General features: G+C 69.8%; 19 protein-coding genes. 9 read left to right on the top strand and 10 right to left on the bottom strand.

Annotation, left to right across the window (positions count from 1 at the left end; translation table 11 throughout):
* Positions 1-38: 38 nt before the first annotated feature.
* Entirely contained in the window at positions 39-1,655 is a 1,617-nt protein-coding gene (locus SMIR_RS31390; protein WP_168490177.1) for a site-2 protease family protein, read from the bottom strand.
* 187 nt (positions 1,656-1,842) lie between these two features.
* Here SMIR_RS31390 and SMIR_RS31385 point away from each other — a divergent pair, with 187 nt between their 5' ends.
* Together SMIR_RS31385 and SMIR_RS31380 are read left to right on the top strand one after the other, a co-directional pair.
* The gene (locus tag SMIR_RS31385) at positions 1,843-2,865 is read left to right on the top strand and encodes a RecB family exonuclease (protein WP_212727668.1); all 1,023 of its coding nucleotides are present in this window, start codon (positions 1,843-1,845) and stop codon (positions 2,863-2,865) included.
* 63 nt (positions 2,866-2,928) lie between these two features.
* Positions 2,929-3,603, top strand: a complete 675-nt coding sequence (locus SMIR_RS31380) for a response regulator (protein ID WP_075027695.1) — start codon at positions 2,929-2,931, stop codon at positions 3,601-3,603.
* 95 nt (positions 3,604-3,698) lie between these two features.
* Here the strand turns inward: SMIR_RS31380 and SMIR_RS31375 are convergent, their stop codons facing one another.
* The 4 genes from SMIR_RS31375 to metH form a co-directional block, all read right to left on the bottom strand.
* Positions 3,699-5,282, bottom strand: coding sequence for an ABC transporter substrate-binding protein (locus tag SMIR_RS31375; protein WP_168490179.1), 1,584 nt, complete (start codon positions 5,280-5,282; stop codon positions 3,699-3,701).
* Positions 5,283-5,388: 106 nt separating this feature from the next.
* On the bottom strand, positions 5,389-6,996 hold the full coding sequence (locus tag SMIR_RS31370) for an ABC transporter substrate-binding protein (protein ID WP_168490180.1): 1,608 nt from the start codon (positions 6,994-6,996) through the stop codon (positions 5,389-5,391).
* 445 nt (positions 6,997-7,441) lie between these two features.
* Entirely contained in the window at positions 7,442-8,143 is a 702-nt protein-coding gene (locus tag SMIR_RS31365; RefSeq protein WP_067365320.1) for an HAD family hydrolase, read from the bottom strand.
* Positions 8,144-8,280: 137 nt separating this feature from the next.
* A complete protein-coding gene (gene metH / locus SMIR_RS31360; RefSeq protein WP_212727667.1) occupies positions 8,281-11,826 on the bottom strand; it encodes a methionine synthase in 3,546 nt (1,181 codons plus the stop codon).
* Between the two features lie 269 nt (positions 11,827-12,095).
* Between metH and SMIR_RS31355 the strand changes: the two genes are divergently transcribed.
* From SMIR_RS31355 to SMIR_RS31340, 4 genes are all read left to right on the top strand, one after another.
* Positions 12,096-12,860, top strand: coding sequence for an IclR family transcriptional regulator (locus SMIR_RS31355; RefSeq protein WP_067365314.1), 765 nt, complete (start codon positions 12,096-12,098; stop codon positions 12,858-12,860).
* Between the two features lie 339 nt (positions 12,861-13,199).
* Positions 13,200-13,994 (top strand): MIP/aquaporin family protein, encoded by a 795-nt coding sequence (locus SMIR_RS31350; protein ID WP_101406093.1) that lies wholly within the window; start codon positions 13,200-13,202, stop codon positions 13,992-13,994.
* A 132-nt stretch (positions 13,995-14,126) separates the two neighbouring features.
* Entirely contained in the window at positions 14,127-15,665 is a 1,539-nt protein-coding gene (gene glpK, locus SMIR_RS31345) for a glycerol kinase GlpK (protein ID WP_101406092.1), read from the top strand.
* A 19-nt stretch (positions 15,666-15,684) separates the two neighbouring features.
* Entirely contained in the window at positions 15,685-17,301 is a 1,617-nt protein-coding gene (locus SMIR_RS31340) for a glycerol-3-phosphate dehydrogenase/oxidase (RefSeq protein ID WP_101406091.1), read from the top strand.
* Between the two features lie 92 nt (positions 17,302-17,393).
* Here the strand turns inward: SMIR_RS31340 and mtnK are convergent, their stop codons facing one another.
* The 4 genes from mtnK to SMIR_RS31320 are packed head-to-tail and all read right to left on the bottom strand — an operon-like array spanning position 17,394 to position 22,261.
* Positions 17,394-18,554 carry an S-methyl-5-thioribose kinase gene (mtnK, locus tag SMIR_RS31335; protein ID WP_168490183.1) on the bottom strand — a complete coding sequence of 387 codons (1,161 nt, stop codon included), beginning with the start codon at positions 18,552-18,554 and terminating at the stop codon, positions 17,394-17,396.
* Positions 18,555-18,569: 15 nt separating this feature from the next.
* Complete coding sequence (locus SMIR_RS31330; RefSeq protein WP_212727666.1) at positions 18,570-19,610, bottom strand: ABC transporter permease; 1,041 nt, start codon at positions 19,608-19,610, stop codon at positions 18,570-18,572.
* A gap of 25 nt (positions 19,611-19,635) precedes the next feature.
* Entirely contained in the window at positions 19,636-21,168 is a 1,533-nt protein-coding gene (locus tag SMIR_RS31325; protein ID WP_168490185.1) for a sugar ABC transporter ATP-binding protein, read from the bottom strand.
* Positions 21,155-22,261, bottom strand: coding sequence for a substrate-binding domain-containing protein (locus tag SMIR_RS31320; RefSeq protein ID WP_168490186.1), 1,107 nt, complete (start codon positions 22,259-22,261; stop codon positions 21,155-21,157). Before SMIR_RS31320 ends, SMIR_RS31325 begins: the two co-directional genes overlap by 14 nt.
* 553 nt (positions 22,262-22,814) lie before the next feature.
* On the opposite strand from SMIR_RS31320, the gene SMIR_RS31315 reads away from it, so the two are divergent.
* Genes SMIR_RS31315 through mtnB form a run of 3 tightly spaced genes read left to right on the top strand, consistent with a single transcriptional unit; the run spans position 22,815 to position 24,735 of the window.
* Positions 22,815-23,414, top strand: coding sequence for a 1,2-dihydroxy-3-keto-5-methylthiopentene dioxygenase (locus tag SMIR_RS31315; RefSeq protein ID WP_168490187.1), 600 nt, complete (start codon positions 22,815-22,817; stop codon positions 23,412-23,414).
* A complete protein-coding gene (gene mtnC, locus SMIR_RS31310; protein WP_168490188.1) occupies positions 23,411-24,130 on the top strand; it encodes an acireductone synthase in 720 nt (239 codons plus the stop codon). Before SMIR_RS31315 ends, mtnC begins: the two co-directional genes overlap by 4 nt.
* The gene (gene mtnB, locus SMIR_RS31305; protein WP_168490189.1) at positions 24,127-24,735 is read left to right on the top strand and encodes a methylthioribulose 1-phosphate dehydratase; all 609 of its coding nucleotides are present in this window, start codon (positions 24,127-24,129) and stop codon (positions 24,733-24,735) included. Before mtnC ends, mtnB begins: the two co-directional genes overlap by 4 nt.
* Before the next feature lie 84 nt (positions 24,736-24,819).
* Here mtnB and mtnA read toward each other — a convergent pair whose 3' ends face one another.
* Positions 24,820-25,851, bottom strand: a complete 1,032-nt coding sequence (gene mtnA / locus SMIR_RS31300) for an S-methyl-5-thioribose-1-phosphate isomerase (RefSeq protein ID WP_168490190.1) — start codon at positions 25,849-25,851, stop codon at positions 24,820-24,822.
* Positions 25,852-26,073: the final 222 nt, after the last annotated feature.

The following is a 26,073-nucleotide window of genomic DNA, read 5'->3' as shown; positions in this document are numbered from 1 at the left end:
CGGGGCGCCGACCACGCTCGGGCGGGGGCGCGTACAGCTCAGGACGGGCGGGCCATCGCCTTGACGAAGGCTCGCTCGACGTCCGCCGCCGACAGGACTCCGTAGATCTCGCCCGAGTCCTCCACCACCAGGTACTCGGTCGCCGGGGTGGCACGGAGAGTGTCCAGGAGGGCCTCGCCGGCGAGTTCCGCGGAGACGCGCATGCCGTCGGTGAGGTCCTGGGCGAGGCCGCTGACGGCGACCCAGGGGCGGCGGTGCTCCGGTACGCCGACGATGGCGGCCTCGCGGACGAGGGAGAGCGGTTCGCCGTTGGCGTCGACGACGACCAGCGCACGGGCGCCTGCGTCGTTGGCGCGGCGCAGCGCCTCCGAGAGCGGGGTGCTGGTCTCGACCGGGACCGCGCGCCGGGTGAGTGAGCGGGCGCGCAGCTCGGGCAGGTGTTCGCGCAGACGGGCCATGCGGAGGCTGTTGCCGGCGCCGGTCCAGATGATCGCGGCGAGGATCGCGGCGAGCAGGGCGTCGGTGACGGTGTCCATGCCGCCGATGTTGTCCTGGGTGGCGCCGAGCGCTCCGGACTGGGTGAGCAGGGGCAGGCCGATCAGTACGGAGACGGCGAGGGCGCGGCCGACCCAGGCGGCGGCGATCGTGCCGCTCATCGGCTTGCCGGTGATCTTCCAGACGACCGCGCGGAGCATACGGCCGCCGTCCAGGGGCAGACCGGGGAGCAGGTTGAAGCCGGCCACGATCAGGTTGGAGATCATCAGGCCGGCCAGCAGCACGCCGGGGACCGTGCCGGGCTCGACGGCCAGCATGGCGAGGTAGAAGAGGCCCGAGAGGACGAGGGAGAGCAGTGGTCCGACGAAGGACAGTACGAACTCCCGGCCCGGGGTCTCGGCCTCCTTCTCGATCTCCGAGACGCCGCCGAAGAACTGCAGCTGGATCCGGCGCACCGGCAGTTTGAAGCGCAGGGCGGCGACCGTGTGGGCCAGCTCGTGGACGAGGACGGAGGCGTAGAAGGCGACCGCGAAGAAGAGGGACACGAGGTAGCGCAGGGCGCCGAGTTCGGGCAGCACGCGGTCGAGCTGGCCGCCGAACACCCAGGTGATCAGCGCGGCCACGAGGAACCAGCTGGGCGCCACGTACACGGGCACACCGAACGGCCGCCCCATCAGCAGCCCGCCACCGGGCTCCCGGCCGCGTCGCGGGGGCTGCGTCTTGCCGGTACCGGTGCCGGTTCCGGAGTGGGCCAGGGTTCGGGGGTGTTCGGGCTCGGTGTGCGGGTGGCCTCCGGCGGAGGAGCCGTGACGCGCGTCGGCCTCGTCAGAGGAATCGGAAGGGGAACCGGGACCGGCGGGTGCCTCGGCCCGGTGGGAGGAATCGACGGGCACCTCGGCCCCGTCCTCGGCCCCGCTCGAGGAGTCGCCCTGCGTCGCGGCCTCGCGGGCGGAGTCGGTGGGGTCGTGGGGGCCGTCGGGGGACGGGGCGGCCTCGGGGGTGCCCGGGGTCGTGGGTGGTGTCGGCCCGGTGGGGTGCTCGGAGCCCTCCGGTCCGGGACGCGTGGCATCCGCGGCCGAGGGGGCCCGCTGCTCCCCGTGGCGCTCGGTCGCTTCGTCGGTGCCGGACCGCGGCTGCCCGCTCCCGCCGCTCTCGTCCACGATGTCCCCTCGTTCGAAGCGTCTCCCGCTCCCGATCATGCGAAGCAGGAGGGTCTGGGTCGATGGTATGCGTCCGTCGCGACGCGTTCCGCCCCGGCACCCCCTCTGTTTTCCGCTCCGTCGCACAAGCGCGCACAAGCCCCTACTGTGCACTCACTGTCAGTGGCGGGCCGTAAGGTCTGTGGACATGGAAACCAGCACCGGGGGCGCCGTGCCGCCCGAGCCGACCGAAGCCGACGCGGCCGAAGCCGTCACGGCCGAGGCTGCCGTGGCCGAGGCTGCCGTGGCCGAGGCTGACGTGGCCGAAGCCGCCGTGGCCGAGGCGACGGACGCGTCGGCGGTTCCCGCGGCCCGACCGGCCCTGCCTCCGAGCTCGCTGTCACCCTCACGGGCCGGCGACTTCATGCAGTGCCCGTTGCTCTACCGGTTCCGGGTGATCGACAGACTCCCCGAGAAGCCGAGTGAGGCGGCCACCCGCGGCACGCTGGTCCACGCGGTGCTGGAGCGCCTCTTCGACGCTCCGGCGGCGGAGCGGACGGCTCCGCGCGCCAAGTCGCTCATTCCCGGGCAGTGGGACCGGCTGCGCGAGACGCGGCCGGAGGTCGTGGAGCTGTTCGCCGACGATCCCGACGGCGAGCGGTTGACGCGCTGGCTGGGCGAGGCCGAGCAGCTGGTGGAGCGCTGGTTCAGTCTTGAGGACCCGACGCGGCTGGAGCCCGCCGAGCGCGAGCTGGCCGTCGAGGCCCGGCTCGACTCCGGGCTGAAGCTGCGCGGCATCATCGACCGCGTCGACGTGGCCCCGACGGGCGAGGTCCGGATCGTCGACTACAAGACGGGCAAGGCGCCGCGGCCGGAGTACGCCGAGGGTGCGCTGTTCCAGATGAAGTTCTACGCCCTGGTGGTGTGGCGGCTGAAGCGGGTGGTCCCGCGCCGGCTCCAGCTCGTCTACCTCGGCAGCGGCGACGTGGTGACGTACGACCCGATGATCGAGGACCTGGAGCGGGTCGAGCGCAAGCTGCTCGCCCTGTGGGAGGCGATCCGGCAGGCCACCGAGACGGGCGACTGGCGACCGAGGCCCACCAAGCTCTGCGGTTGGTGCGACCACCAAGCCGTATGTCCGGAATTCGGCGGTACTCCCCCGCCCTATCCGCTGCCGGTCAGGGCGCCGGAGTCAGGCGTCACCGAGCAGGGCAGAATGGGGCGGGATTAGGGCCTGTCCGGCGCGTTGCTCAGCTCCGGCCTGGTCCGCCGGACAGACCTCAAGGAGACTTACGTGGCCATCCGCGTCCTACTGGTCGACGACCAGCCGCTGCTGCGTACCGGCTTCCGGATGATTCTGGAGGCGGAGCAGGACATCGCGGTCGTCGGTGAGGCCGGTGACGGTCTCCAGGCACTCGATCAGGTACGTGCGCTGCAGCCCGATGTGGTTCTGATGGACATCCGTATGCCGAGGATGGACGGGGTGGAGGCGACCCGGCAGATCACCGGGCCGGGGCGGGACGGACCGGCCAAGGTGCTCGTCCTGACGACCTTCGACCTCGACGAGTACGTGGTGGAGGCGCTGCGCGCCGGGGCCAGCGGCTTCCTCCTCAAGGACGCGCCGGCCAATGAGCTGGTGCAGGCGATCCGGGTGGTCGCCGCGGGCGAGGCGATGCTCGCGCCGAGCATCACCCGTCGGCTTCTCGACAAGTACGCGGGTCATCTGCCCTCCGGCGACGAGCCGGTGCCCGACACGCTGCACACCCTGACCGAGCGGGAGGTCGAGGTGCTGAAGCTGGTGGCGCGCGGCCTGTCGAACGCGGAGATCGCCGCCGACCTGTTCGTCAGCGAGACCACCGTCAAGACGCATGTGGGCCATGTGCTCACCAAGTTGGGGCTGCGCGACCGGGTGCAGGCCGCGGTGTACGCGTACGAGAGCGGGTTGGTGCGCCCGGGCGCACAGCAGTAACCCCCGATACGCCGTCCACTCCCCCAGGAGCACGACCGAGGGCGCCCCCTTCCACGAAGAGGGCGCCCTCGGCGTTCGTACCGGCGGTGGTGGAGTCAGTCCTTGCTGATCTCCCAGAAGCGGAACACCGTCGAGGCGTCGAGGCAGTACTCGAGGCCGTAGACGTTGTCCCGCACGATCGCGTACTGCTTGGCCTGCCAGATCGGGATGACCGGGAGGTCCTCGGCCACGATGTCCTGGATCTTGCCGTACTCGGTGTCGGTCGAGGAGCGGTCGCTCTGGGCGGCCGTCTTCGGGATGAGCCGACCGGTGATCGTGCTGTTCGTGTAGTGGTTGCTCAGCACGTTGCCCTTGCCGAAGAAGGGGGCCGTGAAGTTGTCGGGGTCCGGGTAGTCGGGCACCCAGCCCTTCACGTACACGCCGTACTTGCCCTTGGCGATGTCCTTCTCGTACTGGCTGTACGCGACGGACCTCACGGTCGCGTCGAACAGCCCGCTGGCGTTGAGCTGCTGGGCGATCGCCCTGAACTCCTGGTCGGTGGCGGGGCCGTAGCGCGAGGGGGTCGACCAGAGCGTGAGCTCGACCTTGCCGGTGATGCCCTCGGCCCGGAGCGCGGCGGCGGCCTTCGTCTTCGAGGGGCGGGCGCCGTAGCGGTCGAAGAAGGCCGTGTTGTGGCCGGTGACACCGGCCGGGACGATCGAGTACAGCGGCGTCGCGGTGTCCTTGTAGACCTTGTTGACCAGGGCCTCGCGGTCGAGCAGATAGGCGATGGCCTTGCGCACGCCGAGCTTGCCGGCGACCGGGTCGTCCATGTTGAAGACCATGTGCTGGACTTCGGCGCTGGTGCCCTCGACGACGTTGACGCCCCTGCCGGTGGAGGTGTCGTTGCTGATGTCCGCGATGTCGTCGGCGGCGAGACCTCGGTAGGCGATGTCGACCTGGTGGTTCAGCAGCGCCTTCTTCAGGGCGGTCTGGTCGCCGTGGAAGAACTTCAGCGTGATGCCGGAGTTCTTCACCTTGGCGGTGCCCTTGTAGCTGTCGTTGACCGAGAAGACGGCCTGGTCCTTGCCGAAGGAGTCCAGCTTGTACGGGCCCGAGCCGACCGCCTGGTCGTCCCTGCGCAGCCCGTTGTCCGCGTACTGCTGGTGGTCCACGATCGAGCCGGCGCCGGAGGCGATCTTGCTGGGGAAGGTGGCGTCGGCGTACTTCAGCCTGAAGACGACGGTCTTCGAGTCCGGGGTCTGGACCGTGTCGAGCATGGGGAACATGACGGCCGGACCGGAGGCGTCGTCGATCTTCAGAATGCGGTCGAAGGAGAACTTGACGTCCTCGGAGGTGAGGGCGTCACCGTTGCTGAACTTCAGGCCGTCCTGGAGCGTGCACTTGTAGACCTTGGTCGTGGCGTCCGAGAACGCGCACTCCTTGGCCGCCTCGGGAACCGGCTCCGTACCGCCGTCGGGGAAGCTCAGCAACGACTGGAAGACGTTGTTGAACAACAGCCAGGACCCCGGGTCGTAACCGGATGCCGGGTCGGTGGCCAGGACGTCGTCGGACATCCCCATCACCAGGGAGGAGCCTGTGCTGCCGGGCTCGCTCGTCTGCGAGCCGCAGCCGGCGAGCAGACCGGCGGCCAGCCCCGTCGCGACGGACAGGACTGGCCACTGGTTGCGCATGTTCACGAGGAGGTGCCTTGTCATTGTTTCTCTGGAACGCCACGTGGAGCGGGCGCCGGGTCGGGCGGTCGGGCGCCGGGTCCACGGGACCCGGCGCCCTGTGAAGGACCGGTCAGCCACTCACACCGCGGCCGAGCTCCCACAGCTGGAGCGTGGAGGACGAGTTGAGCGCCCACTCGGTGCCGGTGATGTCGTCCCGCGCGGCGATGTACTGCTTGCCCTGCCACAGCGGCAGGAGCGGTACGTCGTCGGCCACCTTGTCCTGGATCTCGGTGAGGCTCTTCGACGCGGTGAGGCGGTCGGCCTCGCGGCGGGACTCCGGGATCAGCGTGCCGCGGATCGTGGAGTTCACGTACGGCGAGCCGAGGGTGTTGTCCTTGTCGAGGAACGGCGCCAGGTAGTTGTCGGCGTCCGGGAAGTCGGGGAACCAGCCCATGCCGTAGACCTGGTACTCGTTCTTCTTCTCGGCCGGACGGAACGTCGTCCAGGGCTCGCCCTTGATCTCGACACTGAACAGGCCGCTGGCGTTGAGCTGCTTCTTCAGCACCTCGAACTCCTGCCCGGTGGCCGAGCCGTAGTGGTCGGTCGTGTAGTGCAGGGTGAGCTTCACCGGGGTGGTGATGCCGGCCTTGTTCAGCGTCGTGGTGGCCTTGGAGACGCTCGGGTCGCCGTACTTGTTGAAGAACGAGTTGGAGTGACCCGTGATGGTGGCCGGGACCATCGAGAACAGCGGCTCGGCCTGGGAGCCGTACACCTTGGAGACGAGCTCGCCGCGGTTGATCACCTCGGCCATGGCCTGGCGGACGGCCTTGCTCTTCACCGTCGGGTCATCGGTGTTGAAGCCGAGGTAGCGGATCTCGAGGCCGGGCATCTCGACCAGGTCGATCTTGCCGGTCGCACCGGCGGCACCGAGCTTGGTGATCTGCGCCGGCGTCATCGCGCGGGTCATGAGGTCGATGTCGCCCTTGTTGAGCGCGGCGCCCATGGCGTCGGCGCTCTCGAAGGAGCGCATCTCGACCTTGTCGTTCTTCGGCTTCAACAGACCCTTGTAGTTCGGGTTCTTGGTGAAGGTGATCTTGTCGGCCTCGTCGTTCTTGACGTCGGCCTGGAGGGTGTACGGGCCGGAGCCGTCGACGGAGAAGCCGTCGCGCAGCTTGCCCTTCTCGTAGTCCTTCGGGTTCACGATGCCGGCGACCGGGGTCGACAGCTTGAACGGGAAGGTGGCGTCCGCGGTCTTCAGGTGGAAGATCACCTGGCGGTCGCCCTGCGTCTCCACGGTGTCGACGGTGGACAGCAGCGCGAACACACCGCTGTCGGCCTTGAGTGACATCGCGCGGTCGATCGAGAACTTCACGTCCTTGGCGGTGATCGGGTCACCACTCGCGAACTTCAGTCCGTCGCGCAGCGTGCAGGCGTAACGCTCGTTGCCGGAGTCGGTGAAACCGCAGCTCTCGGCAGCCTCGGGCTGGGGGTCGCCGTCACCGCGGGGCTGAACCATCAGCGTCTGCACGGTCTGGCGCAGGATGTTCCAGGTGCCGACGTCGTACGCGTACGCCGGGTCGAGAGGAGCCGGGGCATCCTTCGATGCGGTGAACCGGTCCGTGGTGCCCACGACGATCGCGTCGCCGCCGCTTCCCCCGCTGTTGGAACCGCCACACGCGGCGAGCACCGGGGCGAGCAAGCCGACAACGGCCGGCAGCACCAAAGTCTTGCGGTTCATGCTCGAGTTTCTCCAGAGCTGTCGTGTCCGTGTACCCGCCATGCAGGGGTGGTGCGGGCGAGTCACCGGGGTTATGGCGAGGTTCTCGCGACGACATTAGTCCGCACCACCAGGGCGGCCCGCAGAGACCGGAGTTGAGTTCCCATCACGCTGCGAAACCGGGCGTGGACGCACCGATAACCCGACAGCGGAAGGATTAGTGCAGCGTTCCACCAATCGGGACACAAGGGCACGTCGACCACCCCCGAAAGGGGGGTCACTGCACACGGCAGTCCGAATGTCGACCCCCTGCCAGGTGACGAACCTCACACCGCCAACTCGGTGGGAGAGTACCGGAATTCGGCCATCCGGCCCCGGATTGAATTTCCCGTGGCAGGTCCGGGGCCCTTACCTGCGGATACGCAGGGGATAGCGGCACATTCGGTTATGCACGCTGGGTGAACGCCTAGCGCATTTCCGTCATCAGGCCACGGAGAAAAGGCAGGTCGACCTCTTCGAGGGAGGTCACGACCGTGCGCCGGACGGCGGGGGCGATCGGGGCGACGGAGGGGACGGCGACCACGTGGCAGCCCGCGGCCTCCGCGGCGGCGACGCCCGTGGCGGTGTCCTCGATGACGGCACACCGGGCCGGTTCGGCGCCGAGTCCGGACGCCGCCAGCAGATAGGGGTCGGGGAAGGGCTTGGTCCGCTCCACCTCGTCGCCCGCGACGGTCAGCGCGAAGTACTGGGGGCCCAGGGAGGCCAGAACACGGTCGATGATGCGCCGGTGCGAGGCGGAGACCAGGGCGGTGGGGATCTCGTGCGCGGCGAGCTCCGCGAGGAGTCTGGCCGCCCCCGGCATCAGCGGCAGCGCCCGGTCGATACGGTCCTCGAAACCGTCGTTGAGCAGCACCGTGAGCTCGCCGAGCGTGATGTCGGCCCCGGTGGCCTCGATCAGGAAGCCCGCGCTGCGGGTCATGGGGCCGCCGACCACCACATGGCGCCAGGAGTCGTCGAGGGTGTGCCCGAGCGTCCGGAAGATCTCGACCTCGACGTCCCACCAGAACCCCTCGGTGTCCACCAGGGTGCCGTCCATGTCCAGGAGCACGGCCTGCAGCGCTGAGCCTTCGGCCGTACGGGTACCGAGCGCGGGAACCGTAGTGGTCATCCTGGCGCACCTCCTTGAGGGACGAGAAGGCCGGTTCCCTCAGGGGGAACCGGCCTGCTGTGGACCGTCCAGTGTACGACGGCGTCAGGTGAAACGCCTGTTGGTTGTGGGGGCCCGCTGACTCGCCTCGCGCCGAGTCACCTCGCGTTGAAGTACTTCGCCTCCGGGTGGTGGATCACGATCGCGTCCGTGGACTGCTCGGGGTGCAGCTGGAACTCCTCCGAGAGGTGGACGCCGATGCGCTCGGGCTCCAGGAGTTCGGCGATCTTGGCGCGGTCCTCCAGGTCGGGGCAGGCACCGTAGCCGAGGGAGAAGCGGGCACCGCGGTACTTGAGGTCGAACATGTCCTCGATGGCCGAGGGGTCCTCACCGGCGAAGCCGAGCTCGGAGCGGACGCGGGCGTGCCAGTACTCGGCGAGGGCCTCGGCCAGCTGCACGGACAGGCCGTGCAGTTCGAGGTAGTCGCGGTAGGAGTTCGACTCGAAGAGCTTGGCCGTCTCCTCGCCGATGCGGGAGCCGACCGTGACGACCTGGAGGCCGACGACGTCCCGCTCACCGGACTCCTCGGGCCGGAAGAAGTCGGCCAGGCACAGCCGCCGTCCGCGGCGCTGGCGCGGGAAGGTGAAGCGGGTGCGCTCGTTGCCCTGTTCGTCCAGGAGGATCAGGTCGTCGTCCTTGGACACACAGGGGAAGTAGCCGTAGACGACGGCCGCTTCGAGCAGGTTGTCGGTCTGGAGCTTGTCCAGCAGTCCGCGCAGCCGGGGCCGGCCCTCGGTCTCGACGAGTTCCTCGTACGTCGGTCCGTCGCCCGCACGGGCCTGCTTCAGGCCCCACTGACCCTTGAACAGGGCGCCCTCGTCCAGCCAGGAGGCGTACTCCTTGAGCTGGATGCCCTTGATGACACGGGTGCCCCAGAAGGGCGGGGTGGGCACCGGGTTGTCGACGGCGACGTCCGAGCGGACGTGACCCTCCTCCGGGCGCTCCTCGACGACCGTCGGTGCGGTGGCGCGCACCCGGCGCTGCTTGAGCTCCGGCAGCACGGCCCCCGGCACGCCCCGCTTGACCCCGATGAGCGCGTCCATCAGGCGCAGGCCCTCGAACGCGTCCCGGGCGTAGCGGACTTCGCCCTCGTAGATCTCGTGCAGGTCCTGCTCGACGTACGCCCTCGTCAGGGCGGCGCCGCCGAGGATGACCGGGTACTCGGCGGACAGACCGCGCTGGTTGAGCTCCTCCAGGTTCTCCTTCATGATCACCGTGGACTTGACCAGCAGGCCCGACATGCCGATGACGTCGGCCCGGTGTTCCTCGGCGGCGTCCAGGATCGCGGAGACCGGCTGCTTGATGCCGAGGTTGACGACGTTGTAGCCGTTGTTGGAAAGGATGATGTCGACGAGGTTCTTGCCGATGTCGTGCACGTCGCCGCGCACGGTCGCCAGCACGATGGTGCCCTTGCCCTCGGCGTCCGACTTCTCCATGTGCGGTTCGAGGTAGGCGACCGCGGTCTTCATGACCTCGGCGGACTGGAGCACGAACGGCAGCTGCATCTGGCCGGAGCCGAACAGCTCGCCGACCACCTTCATGCCGTCGAGCAGCGTCTCGTTGACGATGTCGAGGGCGGGGCGGGTCTGGAGGGCTTCGGCGAGGTCGGCCTCGAGGCCGTTCTTCTCGCCGTCGATGATGCGCCGCTTGAGTCGCTCGTCCAGGGGCAGCGCGGCCAGTTCCTCGGCCTTGCCCGCCCTCAGCGACTTGGTGGTGGCGCCCTCGAACAGCGCCATCAGCTTCTGGAGGGGGTCGTAGGCTGGTTCGTCGCCCTGCTGGGCGATGCGCCGGTCGTAGATCAGGTCGAGGGCGGTGGTGACCTGCTCCTCGTCGAAGCGCGCGATGGGGAGGATCTTCGACGCGTGCACGATCGCCGAGTCCAGGCCCGCCTTGACGCACTCGTCGAGGAAGACCGAGTTGAGCAGGATGCGGGCGGCCGGGTTGAGACCGAAGGAGATGTTCGACAGGCCCAGCGTGGTCTGCACGTCGGGGCGGCGGCGCTTGAGCTCCCGGATCGCCTCGATGGTGGCGATGCCGTCCTTCCGGGACTCCTCCTGGCCGGTGCAGATGGTGAAGGTCAGGGCGTCGATGAGGATGTCCGACTCGTGGATGCCCCAGTTCGTCGTCAGGTCCTCGATGAGCCGTTCGGCGATGGCGACCTTGGTCTCGACGGTACGGGCCTGGCCCTCCTCGTCGATGGTCAGCGCGATCAGCGCCGCGCCGTGCTCCTGCGCCAGCCGGGTGACCTTCGCGAAGCGGGACTCGGGGCCGTCACCGTCCTCGTAGTTGACGGAGTTGATGACGGCCCGGCCGCCGAGCTTCTCCAGGCCGGCGCGCAGGACCTCGACCTCGGTGGAGTCCAGGACGATGGGCAGCGTGGAGGCGGTGGCGAAGCGTCCGGCGAGTTCCTGCATGTCCGCGACGCCGTCCCGGCCGACGTAGTCGACGCACAGGTCGAGCATGTGGGCGCCCTCGCGGATCTGGTCGCGGGCCATCTCCACACAGTCGTCCCAGCGGCCCTCCAGCATGGCCTCGCGGAACTTCTTCGAGCCGTTGGCGTTGGTGCGCTCGCCGATCGCCATGTACGCGGTGTCCTGGCGGAACGGGACGGTCTGGTAGAGGGAGGCGGCGCCGGGTTCGGGGCGCGGGTCACGGGCGGTCGGGGTGAGATCGCGGACCCGCTCGACGACCTGGCGCAGGTGCTCCGGGGTCGTACCGCAGCAGCCGCCGATCAAGGAGAGGCCGTATTCGCGTACGAAGGTCTCCTGGGCGCCGGCCAGCTCAGGTGCCGTCAGCGGGTAGTGCGCGCCGTCCCTGCCGAGCACCGGAAGACCGGCGTTCGGCATGCAGGACAGCGGGATGCGGGAGTGGCGGGCCAGATAGCGCAGGTGCTCGCTCATCTCGGCGGGGCCGGTGGCGCAGTTGAGGCCGATCATGTCGATGCCGAGCGGTTCCAGCGCGGTCAGCGCTGCGCCGATCTCGGAGCCGAGCAGCATGGTGCCCGTGGTCTCGACAGTCACCGAGACGACGAGCGGCAGGACCAGGCCGGTGGCGTCCATCGCGCGGCGGGCGCCGAGGACCGCGGCCTTCGTCTGAAGCAGGTCCTGAGTGGTCTCCACGATCAGCGCGTCGGCACCACCGGCGATCATGCCCTCGGCGTTCTGCTGGTAGGCGTCGCGGAGAGTGGTGTACGGGGCGTGGCCCAGAGTCGGCAGCTTGGTGCCGGGGCCCATGGAGCCGAGCACCCAGCGCTGCTGTCCGGTGGACGCCGTGAACTCGTCCGCCACCTCGCGGGCGATGCGCGCACCGGCCTCGGACAGCTCGTACACGCGCTCGGGAATGTCGTACTCACCGAGCGCCGAGTGGTTGGCGCCGAAGGTGTTCGTCTCCACACAGTCCACGCCCACCTCGAAGTAGGCCTCGTGGACGGAACGGACGATGTCGGGGCGGGTGAGGTTCAGAATCTCGTTGCAGCCCTCGAGGTTCTCGAAGTCCTCGAGCGTCGGGTCCTGCGCCTGCAGCATCGTGCCCATCGCGCCGTCGGCCACCACGACACGCTCGGCGAGCGCCTCGCGGAGCGCGGCGATGCGGGTCCGGTTCTCGGCAAGCTCGGACGAAAGGGACGGGTTCGGCAACGAAGCCATGAAGGTGCTCCCTGAAGTGCGACGGCTGTCGGCTTTGCGCTTCCCATGGAAGGCGCACGCCGTCAGGGTAGCCCGAGCACCGTCACAGGGTCAGGGGCGTCCACGGGGCGGACGGGCGTGGCGTGTGCGTCCGGGGTGTTAAGACAGACCGAACATGTTGCGACGACCCATTAGCGGGAGCTCGGCAACGAACGGTAGTGTTCGACATTGCCGAACGGCGGTAGCGGAGGCGCACGCTGTCGGTCGAAGGGGACGGAGGCAGCACGGCGATGGCACGGAACATCCAGTCGCTCGAACGGGCGGCGGCGATGCTGCGGCTCCTGGCGGGCGGCGAGCGGCAGCTCGGTCTGTCCGACATCGCCTCCTCGCTGGGCCTGGCCAAGGGTACGGCCCACGGCATTCTGCGCACCCTCCAGCAGGAGGGCTTCGTCGAACAGGACAGCGTCTCGGGGCGTTACCAGCTGGGTGCCGAGCTGCTGCGGCTCGGCACCACCTATCTCGACGTGCACGAGCTGCGCGCGCGGGCGCTGGTGTGGACCGACGACCTGGCCCGCTCCAGCGGCGAGAGCGTCTACCTGGGTGTGCTGCACCAACACGGCGTGCTGATCGTGCACCACGTGTTCCGGCCCGACGACAGCCGTCAGGTGCTGGAGGTCGGGGCCATGCAGCCGCTGCACTCCACAGCCCTGGGCAAGGTCCTGTCGGCCTACGACCCGGTGGCGCACAGCGAGGTCCTGGAGGCCGAGCGGAAGACGTTCACGGCCCGCACGACGGTCGAACCGGAGCAGTTCGAGGGAGTCCTCGACCTGACCCGCGCACGCGGGTACGCCGACGACGTCGAGGAGACATGGACGGGCGTCGCCTCGGTCGCGGCACCCATCCACAACCGGCGGCGCATGCCGGTGGGCGCGGTGGGCATCACGGGAGCCGTGGAGCGGATCTGCCGGGACGGCGAGCTGCGCCCCGAGCTGATCGCGGCGGTGCGGGACTGCGCCCGCGCGGTCTCCCGGGACCTGGGAGCCGGACGGTTCTGACACCCCGAACGACGAGCTGAACCCCGTACGACAACAGGCCGGTACGTGTCCTACGTACCGGCCCCTTTTGGCATGTACGCGCGAGCCGCCGAGGCCTCTCAAGATCGATAACTCGCAGCGATCAATAACGATCGTGTTTTCGATAACGGAACCCTTGACGAGCTGGTAACCCCAGGGCAAGACTCCCGTCCATCGGTCGGCATTGTCGAACACCTACCGGCAATACGCGTTAGAGTGTGACAACGCCATGGGCCGGCATCGCCCTCACCCCCGAGGGCGCGAACCACCGGTGGGACCCGGGGTTCGCCTTCCCCTGGACGAAGGACAAAGGAGTCGCGGGTGTCCAGCTCCGACATCTTCATCGGCGAGACCATAGGTACCGCCATACTCATCCTGCTCGGCGGTGGCGTCTGTGCCGCCGTCACGCTGAAGGCCTCCAAGGCCAGAAACGCCGGCTGGCTCGCCATCGCCTTCGGGTGGGGCTTCGCGGTCCTCACGGCGGTCTACACCTCCGCGCCGCTGTCCGGCGCACACCTGAACCCGGCCGTGACGCTGGCGCTGACCATCAAGGACGGCGGCTGGAACAACCTGCCGGTGTACTGGGGCGGCCAGCTGCTCGGCGCGATGATCGGCGCCACGCTGGTCTGGGTCGTGTACTACGGACAGTTCCACGCGCACCTGACCGACCCCGACATCGTCGGGGCCGCGGACGCGCAGGCCGCTGGTGCCAAGGCCGTCGAGGCGGAGGAGAAGGGCGCGGGCCCCGTGCTCGGTATCTTCTCCACTGGCCCCGAGATCCGCAACGCGGTGCAGAACCTCGCCACGGAGATCATCGCCACCGTCGTGCTGGTGCTCGCGGTTCTCACGCAGGGTCTCAACGACAAGGGCAACGGCCTCGGCCCGCTGGGCGCCCTGATCACCGCGCTGGTGGTTGTCTCCATCGGCCTCTCCCTCGGTGGACCCACCGGTTACGCGATCAACCCGGCCCGTGACCTCGGCCCGCGCATCGTGCACGCGCTGCTCCCCCTGCCGAACAAGGGCGGCTCCGACTGGAGCTACGCCTGGGTTCCGGTCGTCGGTCCGCTGATCGGCGGCGCGATCGCCGCAGGCCTCTACAACGTCGCCTTTGCTTAAAACCCCGAGGCCTTCGGGCCTCGGGCCCTCTTTGAACCGCAAGGTTTTCCGAGCCGTAAGCAATACGCCGTCAGGCTGTGAGCAATACGCCGTGAGTCAGCCCCTTTCATACGGAACCTTCAGGAGCACACCGTGACCGACGCACACACCGCCGGGCCCTTCATCGCCGCGATCGACCAGGGCACCACGTCCAGCCGCTGCATCGTCTTCGACCGCGACGGACGCATCGTCTCCGTCGACCAGAAGGAGCACGAGCAGATCTTCCCGAAGCCGGGCTGGGTCGAGCACAACGCCGCCGAGATCTGGACCAACGTCCAGGAAGTCGTGGCCGGGGCCATCGAGAAGGCCGGCATCACCCGCGACGACATCAAGGCCATCGGCATCACCAACCAGCGCGAGACCACCGTGCTGTGGGACAAGAACACCGGTGAGCCCGTCCACAACGCCATCGTCTGGCAGGACACCCGCACCGACGCGCTCTGCAAGGAGCTCGGCCGCAACGTGGGCCAGGACCGCTTCCGCCGCGAGACCGGCCTGCCGCTCGCGTCCTACTTCGCCGGCCCCAAGGCCCGCTGGCTGCTCGACAACGTCGACGGCCTGCGCGAGCGCGCCGAGGCCGGGGACATCCTCTTCGGCACCATGGACACCTGGGTCATCTGGAACCTGACGGGCGGTGCGAACGGTGGCCACCACGTCACCGACGTCACCAACGCCTCCCGCACCATGCTGATGAACCTGCACACCCTGGCATGGGACGACAAGATCGCCGAGTCCATCGGCGTCCCGCTGGCCATGCTGCCGGAGATCCGCTCCTCCGCCGAGGTGTACGGCGAGGTGACCGGCGGCCGGCTCGGCGAGCTGCTCGGCGGCATCCCGGTCGCCTCCGCGCTCGGCGACCAGCAGGCGGCCCTGTTCGGCCAGACCTGCTTCTCCGAGGGCGAGGCCAAGTCCACGTACGGCACCGGCACGTTCATGCTGATGAACACCGGTGACAAGATCATCAACTCGTACTCGGGCCTGCTCACCACGGTCGGCTACCGCATCGGCGACCAGGCTCCGGTCTACGCCCTCGAGGGCTCGATCGCCGTCACCGGTTCGCTGGTGCAGTGGATGCGCGACCAGATGGGCCTGATCAAGTCCGCCGCCGAGATCGAGACCCTCGCGTCCTCGGTCGAGGACAACGGCGGTGCCTACTTCGTGCCGGCCTTCTCCGGTCTGTTCGCCCCGTACTGGCGCTCCGACGCCCGCGGTGTGATCGCCGGTCTGACCCGGTACGTCACCAAGGCGCACATCGCGCGCGCCGTCCTGGAGGCCACCGCCTGGCAGACCCGTGAGATCACCGACGCCATGACGAAGGACTCCGGCGTCGAACTCACGGCCCTCAAGGTCGACGGCGGCATGACCTCCAACAACCTGCTGATGCAGACCCTGGCCGACGTCCTGGACGCCCCCGTGGTGCGCCCGATGGTCGCCGAGACCACCTGCCTCGGCGCCGCCTACGCCGCCGGTCTCGCCGTCGGCTTCTGGACCAACACCGAGGACCTGCGCGCCAACTGGCGCCGGGCCGCGGAATGGACCCCCAACATGGACGCGGAGATCCGCGACCGTGAGTACAAGAGCTGGCTCAAGGCCGTGGAGCGGACCATGGGCTGGATCGAAGACGAGAACTGACAAGGAGTAACGACCCGCAATGACCAGTCAGTCCACCCTGCAGTCCGTGCCTGCCCTCGGTACGCACCCGGCCTCCGGCTCCAACCCGAGCCGCGCCGAGACCCGGGAGCAGCTCTCCAAGGCGACGTACGACCTTCTCGTGATCGGCGGCGGCATCCTGGGCATCTCCACCGCCTGGCACGCCGCGCAGTCCGGTCTGCGGGTGGCTCTGGTCGACGCCGGCGACTTCGCCGGCGCCACCTCCTCCGCCTCCTCCAAGCTGCTCCACGGCGGTCTGCGCTACCTGCAGACCGGCGCGGTGAAGCTGGTGGCGGAGAACCACTTCGAGCGCCGTGCGGTCTCCCGCCAGGTGGCCCCCCACCTGGCGAACCCGCTCACGTTCTACCTCCCCGTGTACAAGGGCGGGCCGCACGGCGCGGCGAAGCTCGGGGCGGGCGTCTTCGCCTACTCCGCACTGTCGGCGTTCGGCGACGGCGTCGGCCACCTGCTCTCGCCGGCCAAGGCGCAGCAGGACGTGCCGGAGCTGCGCACCGAGAACCTCAAGGCCGTGGCCGTGTACGGCGACGACCAGATGAACGACGCGCGCATGGCGCTGATGACGGTCCGCGCGGCCGTCGAGGCGGGCGCGGTCGTCCTCAACCACGCGGAGGTGACCGGCCTGCGCTTCACCAAGGGCCGGGTCACGGGCGCGGACCTCAAGGACGGTACGAACGGCGCGGAGTTCGGGGTCAACGCGCACCTCGTCCTCAACGCCACCGGCCCCTGGGTCGACCACCTGCGCAGGATGGAGGACCCGAACGCGGCGCCGTCCATCCGCCTCTCCAAGGGCGCGCACCTGGTCCTCAAGCGCACCTCCCCCTGGAAGGCCGCGCTCGCGACCCCGATCGACAAGTACCGCATCACCTTCGCCCTCCCCTGGGAGGACATGCTGCTGCTCGGCACGACCGACGAGGAGTACGAGGGCGACCCGGCGGATGTCTCGGTCACCGAGAAGGACATATCCCAGATCCTGGACGAGGCCGCGTTCTCCATCCGCGACCAGCAGCTCTCCCGTGATCTGATCACGTACTCCTTCGCCGGTCTGCGGGTGCTGCCCGGCGGTCCCGGCGACACCTCGAAGGCCAAGCGCGAGACGGTCGTCACGGAGGGCCGTGGCGGGATGCTGTCCGTCGCGGGCGGCAAGTGGACCACCTTCCGGCACATCGGCCGTACGGTCATGAAGAAGCTGGAGTCGCTGCCGGGCCACCCGCTGGGCGAGGACTTCGAGCCGATCTCCGAGCTGCCGAAGAAGCTGCCGCTGCCGGGTGTCGCCAACCCGCGCGCGGTCGCCCACCGGCTGCTCGTCGACGGCCCGGCGCCCGGCCCCCGTATGGGCGCCGACACCGCCAAGCACCTGGCGACGCACTACGGTTCGCTGGCCTTCGACATCGCGCGCCTGGCCAACGAGAACCCGGAGCTCGGCGAGCGCGTCCACCCGGACGCCCCGGAGATCTGGGCGCAGGTCGTGTGGGCCCGCGACCACGAGTGGGCCGAGACGACGGACGACGTGCTGCGCCGCCGTACGACGCTGACGATCCGCGGGCTCGCCACGGACGAGGTCCGCGGCAAGGTGCAGGACCTGCTCGACAAGAAGTGACCACACCCTGAGCGGGTGATCCGATCGGTTTGAGGGGCGGCTCCCACGGGGGGAGCCGCCCCTCCGCGTGCGCCGCCACGGCCGAGCGCCCGTCAGCGCAGGAGAGCCTCGACATCCTCTGGTGACGTCAACTCCGCGCGGCGGACGATCAGTTCGCGCCCGAGGAGGAGCGCGCGCCGGGAGGCGGGTACCGGGTCCGGGAGGGTGGTGAGGTCGGTGAGGTGGGCGAAGCCGATGACGCGGCGGACGATCTCCGCGCCGGCGAAGCCCAGGGACTCGGTCCAGAGGCGGTCCAGGAAGCGGTCGAGGAAGGCGTCGTCGAAGAAGGTGTCCACGCGGGTCGGCCACAGGCGGCGGAACTCCGCCCTGAACGCGTCCCAGGAGAGCCGGAGTTGGTCGCCGTGGTCGCCCTCGACACCGAGCGCGTCCGCGCGGGCCGCGGAGACGAGCGTGTTCGCCCAGTACAGGCCGAGGTCGAAGCCGATCGGCCCGACGAAGGAGAACTCGGGGTCGAAGACCCGTACCACCGGGGCGCCCTCGCGCGTGCCGACCATGATGCTGCCGGTGTGCAGGTCGCCGTGGAGCAGGGCCTGTGCGCCGGTCATGAAGAGGTGGCGCAGTTCGGCGACCTCGGTGCGCAGTCGCGGGTCGGAGCGGAAGGCGGCGGCGAGGTCGTCGAGGCCGGGGTGCCAGTGGTTGTGCTCGTGCTCGAGGTACGGCTCGCAGAGCACGACGTCCTCGGTGACCTTGCACAGCTCGGGGCTGACGGAGGCCGCGATCAGCGCCTTGCGTTCGGCGGAGGGCATGCCGAAGTCGCTGGTGGCGAAGGAGAGCTGGGCGACGAACTCGCCGACGCGGCGGGAGGTGTCCGGGCCGTAGGTGCCGCCCTCGTTGAGGATCGTGCGCAGCACCTCCAGGTCGGACATGTCCTCCATGACGAGGGCGTAGTTGTCGGAGTCGTAGCCGTGGATCGCCGGGATCTTGTCCGGGGCGACCTTGGCGACCTGCTCGTAGGCGCGGGCCTCGGCGTCGGCGCGCTCGGGGCTCATCGGCCAGGAGGGGCCCGCGACCCGCACCCAGGGCAGGGCCTGCTTGACGGCGAGGCTCCGGGTGCCGTCGTTGGCGGTGGCGAGGAAGACGCGGTTCATGTTGCCGTCGGAGACCTCGCGGACCGCCGGCTCGTCGGTGCCCCAGTGGCCGCGCTCGCGCAGATAGCCGGCGACGTCCTCGGTCTCCAGGATGCGGTAGCCCATCGACTCGTAACTCCCTTATGCGGTGCGGCGCTTGGACAGGGTGAAGCTGAAGACCAGGGCGAGGATGAGGACCGCGCCCTCGACGACGTCCTGCGTGTAGTACGGCAGTCCCTTGATGGTCAGACCCGTGGTGATGATCCCGATCAGGACGGCGCCCAGGGCCGTGCCCCACACGTTGGGGCGGCCCCGGCCGAGGACGGAGGTGCCGACGAGGGCGACGGCGACGGCTTCGAGCAGTTGGGAGGTACCGGCGGAGACATCGCCCTGGCCGATGCGGGAGGCCAGGATCAGGCCGCCGATGGAGGCGAGGACGCCGGACAGGACGTAGGCGAGTGCCCGGTACGCGCCGACCCGGATGCCGGCCAGTCGCGAGGCCTCGGGGTTGGCGCCGATCGCGTACAGCACACGCCCCCAGCGGGTGCGGGCCAGGAACACCCAGGCGACGACGGTCAGCGCGCCGAAGATCAGCACCGAGACGGGTACGCCGAGTAGGGTGCCGCGGTCGATGCGCAGGAAGCCCTCGGTGAACCTGCCGGGCGCGGTGGTGCCGTCGGACCGGGTCATGCCGGGGGTGATGGACTGGCCGTCGACCAGGATGAGTTTGGTGCCCTGGATCACGAACATGGTGCCGAGCGTGGCCAGCATGTCGGGGATCTTGAGGACGACGATCAGCAGGGCGTTCAGCAACCCGGCCAGTGCGCCCGCCGCGACGACCGCGAGGATCGCGACCGTGCCGACCTGGTTGTAGGTGACCATCGTCTTCGCGGCGACCGTGACGCCGAGCCCGGCGACGGCGCCGACGGACATGTCCATTCCGCCGACGGCCATGGTGAGCGTGACGCCGAGGCCGAGGATGGCGGCGACGGAGACGTACCGGAGGGTGTCGAGGAGCGTCGCCGAGTCGCGGAAGGACGGCTCGCTGATCGCGAAGTACGTGAAGAGCGTGACGGTGACGAAGACGAAGCCGTACTTGATGACGGCGCTCTGGATCCGGTGGCCGACGGCGGGCGCGGATGGGGTCGCCGCCCGCGCGGGGGTGCTCTGGGTGGTGGTCATGGCGTACTTCCTGGTGTGCCGGGCATCAGACGGACGCCGAGATGGTCTGGATCACGCGGTCGCGCTCCGCGTCTTCCCCGTAGGCGTCGAGGCGGATCTCGCCCGCGGCCAGGACGACGACCCGGTCGGCGATCTCGAGGATCTCGTCGACGTCGGCGGACAGGACGAGGACGGCGGCTCCTTCGGCGGCCAGGGCGCGGGCGCGGCGGCCGATGTCGCGGCGGGCGCCGATGTCCACACCTCGGAACGGCTCGTCCAGGATGAGGACACGGGGGTTCTCGGCGAGCCAGCGGCCGACGACGACCTTCTGCTGGTTGCCGCCGGACAGCTCCTCGACGGTGCTGTGTTCGTCCCTGGCGACGACGCCGAGCTGCTCGATGGTGGCGCGGCCGAGCGCGTCCTCCTTGGCGCGGCTCACGAGTCCCACCGTGGAGAGCGACCTGAGGAACGGCAGGGAGATGTTCTGGGCCACCGACCAGCCGGGGACCAGCGCGTCCGCGTGCCGGTCCTCCGGGACCAGGTGGATGCCGCCGCGGATGGCGTCGGCCGGGCGGCGCGGCTCGTAGGGCTTGCCGTCCAGCTCGACGGCTCCCCCGGTGAAGGGTGCGGCGCCGAAGAGGCCGCGGGCCAGTTCGGTCTTGCCCGCGCCCAGCAGCCCGACGACGCCGGTGACTTCGCCGGCGCGCAGGTCGAGGTCCTGGGGCGGGTGGCCCGCCAGGAGCGGGACGCCGCGCAGGGAGAGGACGACCTCGCCGTGTTCGCCCGTGTGCTGCGGCCGGGCGGTGGTCGTCTCCTGGGCCTGGGCGAGCATGGCGCGCAGGGCGCTGTCCCAGTCGAAGGGCTTGACCTGGTCCTCGGTGAGACGGCCGTCCCGCAGGACGACCAGGCGGTCGGCGAGCGCGTCGATCTCGCCGAGGCGGTGGGAGACGTAGAGCACCGCGATGCCCTCCGACCTCATCCGTTCGACGAGCGCGAACAGGCGCTCCGCCTCGGTGGCGGAGAGCGCGGAGGTCGGCTCGTCGAGGACGAGGAGGCGGGGCCGGGTCGCCAGGGCCCGGGCCAGGATCAGCAACTGGCGGTCGGAGATGCCGAGTTCGGTGACGTCCCGCCTGAGCACGGCGTCGCTCCAGCCGAGGTCGAGGGCCGACTGGATCTCGCGGGCGCGGGCCAGCAGCCGGCGTCCGTTCAGGAACGGGTTGCCGCGCGTCTGGGCCAGTTCCTCGAAGACCAGGTTCTCCGCGACCGAGAGGCCGGGCACGATGCCCTCGCCGATGCGCTGGTGCACTGTCTGGATGCCCAGCCGGCGGGCGGCGAGGGGGGAGTGGAGCGCGGCGGGCACGCCGTTCACGCTCACCTGTCCGCCGTGCTCCGTGTGCACACCGGACAGGATCTTGATGAGCGTGGACTTGCCGGCGCCGTTCGCGCCGAGCAGCGCGACGACGCTGCCCGGCGCGATGTCGAGGGAGACGGAGGCGAGCACCGTCCTGCCCCCGAAGGCCATGCTGACGTCGTCGAGGGCGACCGCCGCGCTCTCCACCGGTGCGTCAGTGGGCGACATTGGGAATCCAGTCCGCGGTGCTGACCTTGGAGAGGTTCAGCGCGGGCAGCGCCGTGCGCAGCTGGTCCATGTTCTCGATCTTGTTCTGCTTCAGGAAGTCCTGGGTGATGGCGACGGCCGGGAACTCGACCGAGGTGGTGTTCAGCTGACCGGCCAGTTCCAGGGCGGCCGTACGGACGACGGCGGCGCCGACCGCGGACGGGTCGGTGCCCGCCGTGGCGACCCACGGGCTGTCCTTGGCGGTCATGTTCTGGATGTCGGCGTTGGAGACGTCCGCCCCGAAGACCTTCACCTTGCCCTGGAGCTTCTTGTTCTGAACGGCGAGTACGGTGCCCTTGGCGAGCTCGTCATAGGGGGCGAAGACGCCGGTCACGTCGGAGTTCTGGGTGAGCGCGGCGGACACCAGGGGAACGTTGTCGGTGGCGGTGGAGTCGGTGACCTTGCCGACCTTGAACGCCTGCTTCCAGCCATTGGCGTCGGCGGTCTTCTTCCAGACGCTGTCGCGCTTGTCGAGGGCGGCGTACCCGGCGACGTTGACGTAACCGACCTTGGCGTTCTTGCCGAGGTCCTTCGCCATGACGTCGAGCACGGCCTGCGCCATGCTCGCGTCGTCCTGCTTGGTGCTGACGACGCTCTTGTTGGTGGTCTCGACGTCGTAGACGACGACCTTGATGCCCTTCTTCACCGCCTGGTCGATCTCGGGCTGGATCGTGGCCGGGAAGCCGTGGTCGACGATGATGGCCTGCGCGCCGGAGTTGATGGCCGAGGACAGGTCGGTGGCCTGCTTGGCGTTGTCGGCCTGGGCGTCGTACACGGTCAGGTCGATGCCGAGGGCCTTGGCCTGCGCCTTGGCGCCGTTGCCCCACTGCTCGAAGTAGTCGCCGGCGCCGCTCTGCCGGACCAGGGCCACCTTCACGTCGCCCTTGCTGAACGGGGCGGGCTTCTTGCCGGTCGCGGCGGAGGCCGAGGCGGCCCGGTCACCGGCGCTCTGCGAGGCGTTGGAGGACTGGGAGCAGCCCGCGAGGAAGAGCGCGGAGACGGAAGCGAGCGACAGCGCGGCGAGGGGGGCGCGGGTGCGGGCGGTACGGGACATGAGGGCTCCAGGGCTGGACAAGCAGAATGAGCGAGGCGAAGAGGGAGTGCCGGTCCGGAGCGCCGGGGAGGAAACATGCCAGGGCGACATACGTCTCGTACACGGGCGGGCGCCTCGGGTTCACGGGGAACGCACCGAGGGCGGGGCGTGGTTGAGCGCTCCGGGGGGAGGTCAGCGACAGCGGGCTGTGGTCGACCGGAGCAAGTCCACGTACAGCCGCCGCACGAGCAGCAGCGTCTTCATAGGCAGATCATGTGAACGTTTCCAGCCAGCCGTCAAAGTATTGGACGTCGTTTCTCAGTATGTGGAACAACCGCTTCGTCGCACTCGGCCGATCACCGGGCGGGAGTTACCATCGCCGGACGACGTTGGACAGTGAGGCTTCCGATGACGACACCATGCGCGACAGCGATGCACCGCTGCACCGGCGCGGCGTGTCGCGGCTGACCACCGGCTCTCCCGCCTCCTGCACGCCGCCTTCCTCAACTCCGGTCCGGGCACCGATGCCAGTCTCGGTATCCGGACATCCCATCCATCCCTTGGAGTTTCTCTCATGACCCTGCTGACGAGCTGGCCCGAGTCCGGACCCGAGACACTGGTGCGCCGTACCTCCGACCCGGCCGAGATCGCCGCCGCGCTCGCGCCGATCGGTGTGCGCTACGAGCAGTGGCCGGTCCGCGAGGACGTGCCCGCGGACGCGGACAGCGACACGGTGTTCGCCGCCTACGGTGCCGAGATCGAGAAGCTGAACGCGGAGGAGGGCTTCACGACGGTCGACGTCCTCGGGCTGCACCCGAGCGACGACCCCGAGTACCCCGCCAAGGCGAAGGGGGCGCGCGCGAAGTTCCTCCAGGAGCACACGCACGACGACGATGACGAGGTGCGCTTCTTCGTCTCGGGGTCCGGGATCTTCTACCTCCACGTCGGCGGCGAGGTGCACGCCGTGCTGTGCGAGAAGGGCGACCTGCTGGGCGTGCCGCGCGGTACGACGCACTGGTTCGACATGGGGACGTCGCCGTCGTTCACCGCGATCCGGTTCTTCCACGAGGAGGACGGCTGGGTCGGGAACTTCACCGGTGACCGGATCGCGGACCGCTTCCCGGACTTCGACACGATCGACGCGGGGTACCAGCGGGACCGGGCCACGGCGTGACGCTCCGGTTCGACGTGGACGCCGTGGTGCTCGACATCGAGGGCACCACGAGCGCCACGGGCTTCGTCGTGGACGTGTTGTACCCGTACTCCCGCTCCCGGTTCGGAGCACTGCTCTCGGAGCGGAGCGGTGATCCGGAGGTGGCGCGGGCGACCGCGCAGGTGCGGGAGCTGATCGCGGAGCCCGACGCGGACGCCGCCCGCGTCGAGAAGGCCCTGAACGGCTGGCTCGACGAGGATCGCAAGGCCACCCCGCTCAAGACCCTCCAGGGCATCATCTGGTCCGAGGGCTTCGCACGCGGCGACCTCGTCTCGCACTTCTACGAGGACGTCGTCCCGGCGCTGCGCGCGTGGCACGCGGCGGGCGTACGGCTGCACGTGTACTCGTCGGGGTCCGTGGCCGCGCAGCGGGCCTGGTTCCGGTCCAGTCCCGAGGGCGATCTGCTGCCGCTCGTCGAGGGGTTGTACGACACGCAGAACGCGGGGCCCAAACAGGAGCCGGCGTCGTACGCGACGATCGCCGCGGCGCTGGGCAGCGCGCCCGACCGGCTGCTGTTCCTCTCCGACCGGCCCGGCGAGCTGGACGCGGCGCGGGCGGCCGGGTGGCGGACCGTGGGGGTACGCCGCCCCGGGGAGCCGTACTACGAGCAGGGCGTCGGCGATCACCCGCAGGCGGGGACGTTCGACGAGATCACCATCGCGAGGAGCACCACATGACCGCCGAGACGCCGGCCCTCGACCTCAAGGAGGCGGGCGCGGTCCTGGCCGCCGAGTCGGCCCGCTTCGCCTCCTTCGGCTGGATGCGCGGCACGTCCGGCAACCTGTCCGTCGTCCTGAGCCGGGACCCGCTGCGGCTCGCCGTCACCGCGAGCGGGCACGACAAGGGTGAACTCACGCCCGACGACGTGGTGCTGGTGGACGGTTCGGGTGCGGCGGTCGTCGGCGGGAAGCCGTCGGCGGAGGCCGAGCTGCACGCGCGCGTGGCCGCGCTCACGGGTGCGGGGGCTGTCGTCCATGTCCACACGGTCGCGTCCGTGGCCATGGGGCGCCGGGAGCCCGGGGGCATCGTGTTCCGGGACCTGGAGATGCTCAAGGGCGTCGGCCTGCCCGCCCACGACGTCGAGGTCACCCTCCCCGTCATCGCCAACAGCCAGGACATGAAGGTCCTTGGCGACCGCCTGGAAGCGGCTCGCGACCCGCGCATGCCGGCGGTCGTCGTCGCGGGCCACGGCCTGTACGTCTGGGGCACGGACCCGCGCCGGGCCCGCCATCACACCGAAGTGGTGGAGTGGCTGCTGGAGTTGGAACTGACGGGCCGCTGAGCGACCGCGGCGGGTGGACCCACCCGGGACGAAAGAGGTGGACTCACCCGGGACGAAAGCACCGTGTGAGTCCGCCCCCTGCGGCTAGCGCAGGTGGTGGGCCGGGAGTTCGCCTGCCGATATCTCCAGCACCCCTCGTTCCGTCACCAGGCCCGTCACCAGGCGGCCCGGGGTGACGTCGAAGGCCGGGTTGTGGCCTCGGGACCCGATGGGCGCCGTGCGTATGCCCGACCACTCCAGTACCTCGTCCTCGCCGCGGAGTTCGATGTGGATGTCGGCACCCGTGGCCGTGGCCAGGTCGACCGTCGTGGTGGGGGCGGCCACCAGGAACGGGATTCCGGCGTCCGCGCAGGCGAGGGCGACCCCGACCGTGCCCACCTTGTTGGCCGTGTCGCCGTTGGCGGCGATGCGGTCGGCACCGACGATCGCCGCGTCGACCTCGCCCCTCAGAATCGTTCCCGCGGCGGCACCGTCGGCCTGGACGTAGTGCGGGATGCCCTCCTGGACGAGTTCCCAGGCGGTGAGGCGGGAGCCCTGGAGGAGGGGACGCGTCTCGTCGGCGTACACGACCTCGACCAGGCCGCGCGCGTGCAGTTCACGGATGACGCCGAGCGCCGTGCCCCAGCCGGCGGTGGCGAGCGCACCGGTGTTGCAGTGCGTGAGCACCCGCAGCGGCCGGTCCGCCCCGGCCTTCTTGAGCAGCCAGTCCGCGCCGTACGCCCCCATCGCCCGGTTCGCCTCGACGTCCTCGCGCTGGACGGCCGCGGCCTCCGCGAGCACCGCGTCCAGTCCCTCGTCGAAGCGGGCCATCACCCGGTCGACGCACACCATGAGGTTGACCGCGGTCGGGCGCGCAGCACGGACGCGGGCCACGGCCGCCCGCGTCTCCTCGACCGACCAGCCCTCGCGCTCGCCCTGCAACAGCGCGAGCGCCACCCCGTACGCCCCCGCCGCCCCGATCGCCGGCGCGCCGCGCACGACGAGCCGCTGGATCGCGTCCACCAGCCCGTCCACGTCACGGATCTCGCGGGTCTCGGTGCGGTGCGGCAGCACCGTCTGGTCGATGAGCGCGAGGCTGTTTCCGGTCCAGTCGACGGCGCGTAGTTCCTGGGGCATAACGGGCACTCCTGATGTTCCGAAGATGCGCGACACCGTACCTGACCTTTGCGAACCACAGTTCGAGACAGTCGGACACGTGTCCTGAAACCGGTGTTACTCTCCAGCACCCGCAGCCCCCAGGCCGACGTGAAGGAGGACGTGTGCTGCTCACGATGCGCCGCTTCCTCGACTTCGGCCGGTGCGCCGCCGACGGCTGTCGTAGCTGACCGCAGTTCAGCT

Origin of the sequence: Streptomyces mirabilis (assembly GCF_018310535.1) — a bacterium.
In the GTDB taxonomy this organism is placed as follows: domain Bacteria; phylum Actinomycetota; class Actinomycetes; order Streptomycetales; family Streptomycetaceae; genus Streptomyces.
The sequence above is the reverse complement of the archived record's forward strand: the minus strand, read 5'-3'. Positions and strand labels throughout refer to the sequence as shown.

Bases quoted from the DNA above. Each gene is read 5' to 3' on its own strand.
- SMIR_RS31385 (WP_212727668.1), top strand. From the start codon at position 1,843: ATGGAAACCAGCACCGGGGGCGCCGTGCCGCCCGAGCCGACCGAAGCC.
- SMIR_RS31370 (WP_168490180.1), bottom strand. From the start codon at position 6,996: ATGAACCGCAAGACTTTGGTGCTGCCGGCCGTTGTCGGCTTGCTCGCC.
- SMIR_RS31365 (WP_067365320.1), bottom strand. From the start codon at position 8,143: ATGACCACTACGGTTCCCGCGCTCGGTACCCGTACGGCCGAAGGCTCA.
- metH (WP_212727667.1), bottom strand. From the start codon at position 11,826: ATGGCTTCGTTGCCGAACCCGTCCCTTTCGTCCGAGCTTGCCGAGAAC.
- SMIR_RS31355 (WP_067365314.1), top strand. From the start codon at position 12,096: ATGGCACGGAACATCCAGTCGCTCGAACGGGCGGCGGCGATGCTGCGG.
- SMIR_RS31340 (WP_101406091.1), top strand. From the start codon at position 15,685: ATGACCAGTCAGTCCACCCTGCAGTCCGTGCCTGCCCTCGGTACGCAC.
- mtnK (WP_168490183.1), bottom strand. From the start codon at position 18,554: ATGGGCTACCGCATCCTGGAGACCGAGGACGTCGCCGGCTATCTGCGC.
- SMIR_RS31330 (WP_212727666.1), bottom strand. From the start codon at position 19,610: ATGACCACCACCCAGAGCACCCCCGCGCGGGCGGCGACCCCATCCGCG.
- SMIR_RS31325 (WP_168490185.1), bottom strand. From the start codon at position 21,168: ATGTCGCCCACTGACGCACCGGTGGAGAGCGCGGCGGTCGCCCTCGAC.
- SMIR_RS31320 (WP_168490186.1), bottom strand. From the start codon at position 22,261: ATGTCCCGTACCGCCCGCACCCGCGCCCCCCTCGCCGCGCTGTCGCTC.
- SMIR_RS31315 (WP_168490187.1), top strand. From the start codon at position 22,815: ATGACCCTGCTGACGAGCTGGCCCGAGTCCGGACCCGAGACACTGGTG.
- mtnB (WP_168490189.1), top strand. From the start codon at position 24,127: ATGACCGCCGAGACGCCGGCCCTCGACCTCAAGGAGGCGGGCGCGGTC.
- mtnA (WP_168490190.1), bottom strand. From the start codon at position 25,851: ATGCCCCAGGAACTACGCGCCGTCGACTGGACCGGAAACAGCCTCGCG.